This is a genomic window from Nocardiopsis sp. CNR-923, from assembly GCF_001942255.1.
In the GTDB taxonomy this organism is placed as follows: domain Bacteria; phylum Actinomycetota; class Actinomycetes; order Streptosporangiales; family Streptosporangiaceae; genus Nocardiopsis.
In genome coordinates, this window is the sequence record NZ_MKKC01000030.1 from 1 (window position 1) to 2177 (window position 2177).

1 protein-coding gene is annotated in these 2177 nt (G+C 66.6%); it reads right to left on the minus strand.

Going from position 1 to position 2177, the window contains the following annotated elements; genetic code table 11:
* Positions 1-115: 115 nt before the first annotated feature.
* Positions 116-1510: a group II intron reverse transcriptase/maturase gene (ltrA, locus tag BJF83_RS01955; RefSeq protein ID WP_075924940.1), complete on the minus strand. Its 1395-nt coding sequence runs from the start codon at positions 1508-1510 to the stop codon at positions 116-118.
* Positions 1511-2177 lie beyond the last annotated feature (667 nt).

The following is a 2177-nucleotide window of genomic DNA, read 5'->3' on the forward strand; positions in this document are numbered from 1 at the left end:
CTCGGACAGGTTGTTGGGTCGGTCGGGGCGCTGCCGGGATTGCTCCTGGTGGGTTTCCCCGACCCGCCCGCCGAACCCGGCGTGCCCGTCTCCGAGCACCGGGCTCTCCACGAGATCATGCCGTTGGGACCGGACCGGCCAGGGCCTCCGGCCAAGGGCTGGGGATGCTGTTGCCCCGGTAGCGGTACCGAGTGATCGGCACCCTGTCGAGGTGGAACAGTCTGATCCCGTCCAACTCGATGGGCTTCCAACGCCCTTGCGGGCCTCGGAGCCATCGCCGGATAGCCGTCCACGTCATGCGGTGCCTGTGCATCACCCAGCGGACCAGCCTCCACCAAACGAAGGTGTGCAGGCGGGACATGGTGTGCTTGGCGACCGCGTGTTTGAAATAGTTGGCCCAGCCGCGCAGGATCTGATTGATCCGAATGAGCGCGATCTTGTAGTCGAGATGCGACAACCTCTGGGTCAGCGACTTGATCTTCCGCTTCAGCGACGCGACCGGCTTGTCGGCGATGAAGGTGTAGACATGCCACTTGTCCGTTCCCGGCTTGCGCATCCAGACGATGCGGAAGCCGAGGAAGTCGAACCCGTCCGCAAGGTGGACGATCCGGGTCTTGGCCGGTGACAGGGCCAGGCCCATCGGCGCCAGGACCTCGCTCACCTGCCCGCGAAGCTCCTCGACGTGCTCCCGGGTGCCATGGACCATGATGACGAAGTCGTCCGCGTAGCGGACCAGTCGCCAGGTCGGCAGGCCCCGGTGCCGTCGTCGTTCGCGATCCCGCCGACTTCCCATCACACTCGACCACTGCTCGGCGGCGAAGTCGTCGAGCACCGACAGCGCGATGTTGGCCAGCAGGGGCGAGAGAATGCCCCCTTGCGGTGTTCCGGAGGTGGTCTCGTTCCGTTCGCCGAGCTCGGTCATGATCCCGGCTTTGAGGAACGCCTTCACCAGCACCAGCACCCGCTTGTCCTTCACCCGCGATCGGACACGGTCCATCAGGGCCGTATGGTCGATACGGTCGAAGCACGCCTCGATGTCGGCATCCAGCACCCAGCGGTATCCCTGGGAGCCGAACAGGTGAATCTCAGCGATCGCGTCGTGCGCACGCCGGTTGGGCCGGAACCCATACGAGCACGGACGAAAGTCCGCCTCGAAGATCGGCTCCAGGACCAGCTTCAGCGCGGCCTGCACCACCCGGTCGGTGACGGTCGGGATCCCCAGCCGACGCAGTTTTCCACCGGTCTTGGGGATCATCCGCTCCCGCACCGGCAGAGGCCGCAAAGCCCCCGCTTTCAGCGCTGAGCGAATGCGGTTCAGGTGCGCTGTCACCCCGGACGCCTCGACGTCGGCGGCACGAATGCCGTCCACGCCCGCCGTCCGGGCTCCAGTGTTGCCCGCGACCCTCTCGAACGCCACCGTCAGGGTGGCCGGGTCGCAGACGAAGTTGAACACATCGTCGAACCGGAAGCCGTGATCGGCTACCGCCCAACGGTGCAGTTTGGTCTGCATCCTCCGTACCCGTGCCTCAGCGGCATCAGCCGCTGGCCACGCAACCGGGGCATCCACCCCGGATTCTCCGGACATTGCAGCACCCTACCCTTGCGATCTCGCTGCCGCCCTTCCCCATGTACCGGGCTCTCCCCGGCTCGGAGTACTACGGCGGCTCCGCCCCTCCCCGGCCTGGTCGGCAGACGGTGTGCCCAGCCCGACTCGTCCGTGCTGGTGGCCCGGACGGCGGGCAAGACCGGGAAGGTTCCCGTGTTCACTGATTGATCGATCGTCGAAGTAGGCACCCGGCTATACCCCCGCGGCCTCGCCCCGGCTACCCCGCAGCACTTCACCGTGGCCTCCCGGATCGCCTGGAAATCACCATCCGGGAGTTGCCCGCCCTGGCAGAAAGGCGAGCACGCACCGCAACCAGCCCGGATCCGCCAGGTTCGAGCTGATGTCACCTTAGGAGGCTTCTAACACCGGTTCCTCTCGTATACCTCTCCGTCTCGCTTGCCGGACCCGCACCATCTGGCGGTACTGACACGTCCCGGCTTTGTCGGGGCCGCTTGCCACCTTCCCCGGCACCTCCCGGGTCAGGCTGCCCCCAGCTTCACCGCCCTGCTGCGACAGGACGGCGGCGAAGGTCTCTCACCTCCACTCGACCAATCAGCGCCTCACGGCGCAC